Raw genomic sequence first — 5,038 nt, 5'->3', positions numbered from 1 at the left:
CAGAACCGCACCCGCACATCCCGCCCCAACGGCACACGACCCGCCACCACAACCTCCGACCACAATCGGTGTTGCAACGACCCCGTGAACCCAAGAGGCCTTCACGGACCTTCAAAGGTCGAGCAGGTCAGCCGTTGGCGGCGATGTCCGCGAGGACGGCGGCGATGGTGCGGACCGGGACGCCGGTGCCACCCTTGCCGGTGTAACCCCACGGCCCGGCGGTGTTGAACGACGGGCCCGCGATGTCGATATGCGCCCAGGGCAGGCCGTCGGCGACGAACTCGCGCAGGAAGATACCCGCGGCGAGCATGCCGCCCCAGCGGTGCCCGGTGACGTTGGCCAGGTCGGCGAGGCGCGAGTCGAGGTCGGCACGCAGTTCCTCCGGCAGCGGCATGGCCCAGCCGCCCTCACCGGTCGCCTGCGCGATGCCCGCGACGCGGTCGCGGAACTCGTCCGAGCCCATGACACCCGCGGTGCGGTTGCCCAGCGCGACGACCTGCGCGCCGGTCAGCGTCGAGGTCTCGATCAGGTAGTCGGGGTTCTCCTCACCCGCACGCACGATCGCGTCGGCCAGCACGAGACGGCCTTCGGCGTCGGTGTTGAGCACCTCGACGGTCTTGCCGCCGTACATGCTGAGCACGTCGCCCGGCCGGTACGAGGTGGCCGAGGGCAGGTTCTCCGCCAGCGGGATGTGCGCGACGACCTCGAGCGGGTACTTCAGCTTCGCGGCCAGCACCACGGAGGCGAGCACGGCGGCCGCGCCGGACATGTCCGAGGTCATCTGGTCCATATTCGCGGCGGGCTTGATCGAGATGCCGCCCGAGTCAAAGGTGATGCCCTTGCCGACCAACGCGACCTTCTTCGACGCTTTCGCCGGCTTGTAGGCGAGACGCAGCAGACGCGGCTGACGCGAGGAACCGCCGCCGACGCCGAGGATGCCGCCGAAGCCCTTGCGCTTGAGCGCCTTCTCGTCGAGGACCTCGAACTCGAGGTTGTTCGCCTCGGCCAGTGTCTTCGCGCGGTCGGCGAAGGAGGCCGGGAACAGGTCGTTCGGCGGGGTGTTGATCAGGTCGCGGGCGATGATGACCGACTCCGCGATCAGGGTGGCGGCCTTCAGCGTCGCCTTGTGGTCCTTCGCGGCGCCCTCTTCGGGGCTCACGAAGTCGACCTTGGCGACGGGGCCGTCGCCCTTCTCGGAGCGGTACGCGGTGAAGGAGTACGCGCCGAGCGCGGTGCCCTCCACGGCGGCCTGCAAGTCGATCGCCGACAGCGTCACGAACGCGCGCTCGGTGCCGCTCAGCGCGCGAGCGGCGGCACCGGCGGCCCGGCGGACCTGCTCGGCGGTGACGCCATCGGCGCCCGCCTTGCCGAGGCCGACGGCCAGTACGACACCGGCGGACAGCTTGCCCAGCGTCGGGACCTTGACGACCTCGTCGGCCTTTCCGGACGCGCCCAGCGTGCCGAGGACGTCGGCGAGCTTGCCGTCGAAGGCGGCATCGGCAACGGAGGAACCGGCGGCGAGCGCCAGACCGTCCTCGCCCTGCAGGGTGCCGATGACGACGACGTCGGCGCGCGTCTTGGCAAGCGCCGCTTCGGCGTTCTCGGTCAGGGCAAGCTTCGGCACGGTCACTTCTGGCTCCTCGCGCGTTCGCGGTGGTACCGGGCGGTCGCCCGGTTGGATCGTGAGCCATGCTAATGACAGCGGGACCTGGGAGGACAGCGGGGCCGACGGGGTCACTCGGTGTACAGGAAGGGAGACGGCGTGCGGCTGGCGGGCGGTCTGCTCATCGCACTCGCGATGGGTGCCTCCGGAGCGGACTATTGGGTGCTTCTCGCCGTCGTGGTCGCGGCCTTGCTCGCCGTCGCGGCGGAGGCGTTATCACCCCCGTTGGGGGAGACGCGACCCGAGCGGATCGTGAGCTCCGTTTCACGGCTGGGCCTGGTCCTGGTCTTCGCGACGACGTTCGGGTACTACCTCTTCCCGTCCGCGCCGGGGGTCGCCGCCGCGGTGTTCGCCGTCGTGGTGGCCGTCGCCGATCTCGCCGGAGTCCGACTCGGCGACCACGCCGCCCGCTGGGTCACCGGCCTGCTGCTCGCGGCGGCCGCCTCCCTGATCGCGATCTGCGTCGCCATCCCGCCGCCGGCGCGGTTCATCGCGCCGGATCCGCCGTCCGTGCCCGGCCTCGGCCTCGCCGTGCTGGTACTGCTGCCGTTCCTGCTGCCCCGCCGTCCCGGCGCCGTCCGCGCCGCCGTGGTGGGCGCCGTCGCCGTGGTGATCGCCGGCGTCGCCCTCTACCAGCTTGGACCCGTCCGGCTGGGGCTCTCCGCGACGTCGTTCCGGGAGCTCCTCGCCGCGGCCGACGCAGTCTCGTTGCTGCCGGTGCTTTCGGTGCTGGTCGCGGTGGCGACCGTGCCCGTGGCGGTGGACGTCTTCACCGAGGGCAGGACGCGTCTGTCCCCGGAACGTCCGAAGGCGACACTCGCTTGTGGACTGATCGTGGCCGTCGCGGCGGCCTTCGCTGGGCCGGTCGTGGCCCTCGGGCTCGCGGGAGTGGGAACGGTCGCGGAACTGGTTCTGCGGGTCCGCGCCCGTGGGTACCGTGCAAGGCGTGCGCGATCCCCTCTGGACCCCGGGTGACACGGTCGTCGAACGGTTCCTGCGACCGGACGGCTCGATCGGCCAGCACCATCCACTGCGTGTCATCGCCGACGACGGCGAAGTGCTGCTCGGCTGGCTCCCCGCCGACACCCCGATCATCGGCAGCAGGCTCGCCGACGGGCGGCTCTTCCGCGAGGCGCCGCTCGGGGAGCGGTTCCGGGTGCCGAGGGTGCGAGTGCCCGACCTCTGGCGCGACACCTCGACACTGCGCCGCATCGCCGACCACGAATGGTCGTCGGTCTGGTGGTTCTTCGACGCGAGCGGGCACTTCCTGAACTGGTACGTCAACCTCGAGGTCCCGCTGGGGCGCACGCCGTCCGGGCCCGACCGGATCGACGGCATCCTCGACGTCGCCGTCGAACCCGGCGGCCACTGGCAGTGGAAGGACGAGGACGAGGCCGAGGAGGCCGTCCTCGCCGGCCGCCTCACCGCCGGGCAGCTTGAACGGCTGCGCGGCGAGGGTGAGCGGATCGGGGCGCTCGCGGACGCCGGGCGGTTCCCCTTCGACGGGACCTGGACCGATTTCCGGCCGGACCCGGACTGGCTTGCCCCGGGGTTGCCGGAGGGCCTGCTCTAGTTGCCGGAGGGCCTGCTCTAGCCGACGAGGAGCAGTAGCAGCAACGCCAGGGCGACGTTGATCACCGCGAGGATCACCGCCGCCTTGGTCGACAGCGCGCGCGGGAACACCTTGCCGTGGATCTTGCGCCACCAGAAGATGCCGAAGCCGCCGGCGACCAGGCCGAGGAAGGCGCCGAAGCCGCTGTCCAGCAGGGCCCAGCCGTCCATCATCAGCAGGCCGGTGCCGAAGGTCAGCAGCACCGCCGTCGCGAACGTCTTGATGTCGGCCCCCGCGCCGGGGGTGGCCGGCTTGGCCGGGTGGGCGGGCTGCATCGGATTTAACGTCACGACGCCATCCTAGGGGCGCAAGTCGTCTCGTGTTCGTCGCGCCGGACAGATCGCGACCGGCAAAGATATGCGGACGTCCGACTAACGTGGGTCCGACCAAGCGTTATCGTCTAAGCATGACGACCTCGACGCAGTTCACCCACCTCCCGCACCCGCGCCCCGCGAGCCCGGAACGCGTCGCGGACGTATTGGCCGCACCCGGCTTCGGGCTCTACTTCACCGATCACATGGTGACCGTGAAATGGAGTGCCGAGCAGGGCTGGCACGACGCGACCGTCGGGCCGTACGCGCCCTTCTCGCTGGACCCGGCGACCTCCGTGCTGCACTACGGCCAGGCGATCTTCGAAGGCCTCAAAGTGTACCGTCAACCGGACGGCACCATCGCCGCGTTCCGGCCCGACGCGAACGCGAACCGCTTCCGGGACTCGGCCGAGCGCCTCGCCATGCCACAGCTGCCGGTGGAGGTCTTCCTTGACTCGATCCGCGAGCTGATCGCCGTCGACACCCGCTGGATCCCGACGAAGCAGGGCGAGTCGCTGTACCTGCGGCCCTTCATGATCTCGACCGAAGCCGGGCTCGGCGTCAACCGGCCCGCGAACGAGTACCTCTACGCGCTGATCGCCTCGCCCGCCGGCTCGTACTTCTCCGGCGGCGTGAAGCCGGTGAGCGTCTGGCTCTCGACCGAATACGTGCGCGCGGTCCCAGGTGGCACCGGTGCGGCGAAGTGCGCCGGCAACTACGCGGCGTCGTTCGTCGCGCAGGCGCAGGCCGTCGAAAAGGGCTGTGACCAGGTCGTGTGGCTCGACGCAGTCGAGCGGCGCTGGGTCGAGGAGATGGGCGGGATGAACTTGTTCTTCGTCTTCGGCTCCGGTGACGACGCCCGCGTCGTCACCCCGGAACTGACCGGCTCCCTGCTGCCGGGCGTGACCCGCAGGTCGCTGCTCGAACTGGCGAAGTCGTTCGGGCACCAGGTCGAGGAACGCCGGATCTCCACCGACGAGTGGGAGAAGGCGGCGGCTTCGGGCGAACTGACCGAGGTGTTCGCCTGCGGGACCGCGGCGGTCATCACACCGGTCGGGCACGTGAAGCACGCGGGCGGGGAGTTCTCCGTCGCCGGTGGGCAGCCGGGTGAGCTGACGATGAAGCTGCGCGGCGCGCTGACCGGCATCCAGGAGGGCACGCGGCCCGCCCCGGAAGGCTGGATGTACCCGCTGAGCTGACCCTTTCGTCCTCGTCACGACTTCCGCCACCTGGGACCGGTGTCATGAACGGCCCGTTACTTGCGAAATTTGCAAGTAACGGGCCGTTCATGGCATGCCGGTGGGGTGGGGCCGTCGCGTGTAGAGGACTACTCGCGACCCCGCGCCGAGAGTGTCATGAGGGGTGGGGCCGGGCCGCGGTTTGTGCGGGGGGGGGCGCCACTGACAGGGCCCCGCGGCGGCCCCCGCCGCCGCGGGCCCCCGCGAGATAAAA

Annotated in this window: 5 protein-coding genes; 3 read left to right on the top strand and 2 right to left on the bottom strand. The window is 70.7% G+C overall.

Translation table 11 applies throughout. The features are described 5' to 3' along the window. Positions 1 to 127 precede the first annotated feature (127 nt). A complete protein-coding gene (locus AB0M65_RS40130; RefSeq protein ID WP_364040666.1) occupies positions 128 to 1,630 on the bottom strand; it encodes a leucyl aminopeptidase in 1,503 nt (500 codons plus the stop codon). 111 nt (positions 1,631 to 1,741) lie between these two features. Between AB0M65_RS40130 and AB0M65_RS40125 the strand changes: the two genes are divergently transcribed. Next, entirely contained in the window at positions 1,742 to 2,638 is an 897-nt protein-coding gene (locus AB0M65_RS40125; protein ID WP_364040663.1) for a hypothetical protein, read from the top strand. Beyond that, positions 2,610 to 3,236, top strand: coding sequence for a DUF402 domain-containing protein (locus tag AB0M65_RS40120; RefSeq protein ID WP_364040660.1), 627 nt, complete (start codon positions 2,610 to 2,612; stop codon positions 3,234 to 3,236). Before AB0M65_RS40125 ends, AB0M65_RS40120 begins: the two co-directional genes overlap by 29 nt. 17 nt (positions 3,237 to 3,253) lie before the next feature. On the opposite strand, the gene AB0M65_RS40115 is transcribed toward AB0M65_RS40120, so the two are convergent. Beyond that, positions 3,254 to 3,565, bottom strand: a complete 312-nt coding sequence (locus AB0M65_RS40115; RefSeq protein ID WP_364040657.1) for a hypothetical protein — start codon at positions 3,563 to 3,565, stop codon at positions 3,254 to 3,256. 116 nt (positions 3,566 to 3,681) lie between these two features. On the opposite strand from AB0M65_RS40115, the gene AB0M65_RS40110 reads away from it, so the two are divergent. Continuing rightward, positions 3,682 to 4,785 carry a branched-chain amino acid aminotransferase gene (locus AB0M65_RS40110; RefSeq protein WP_364040654.1) on the top strand — a complete coding sequence of 368 codons (1,104 nt, stop codon included), beginning with the start codon at positions 3,682 to 3,684 and terminating at the stop codon, positions 4,783 to 4,785. The last annotated feature ends 253 nt before the right edge of the window (positions 4,786 to 5,038 follow it).

The organism is Amycolatopsis sp. NPDC051071, from assembly GCF_040682875.1.
Taxonomy (GTDB): Bacteria; Actinomycetota; Actinomycetes; order Mycobacteriales; family Pseudonocardiaceae; genus Amycolatopsis.
Note: the sequence above shows the minus strand (reverse complement) of the source record. Positions and strands in the feature narration are given on the sequence as shown.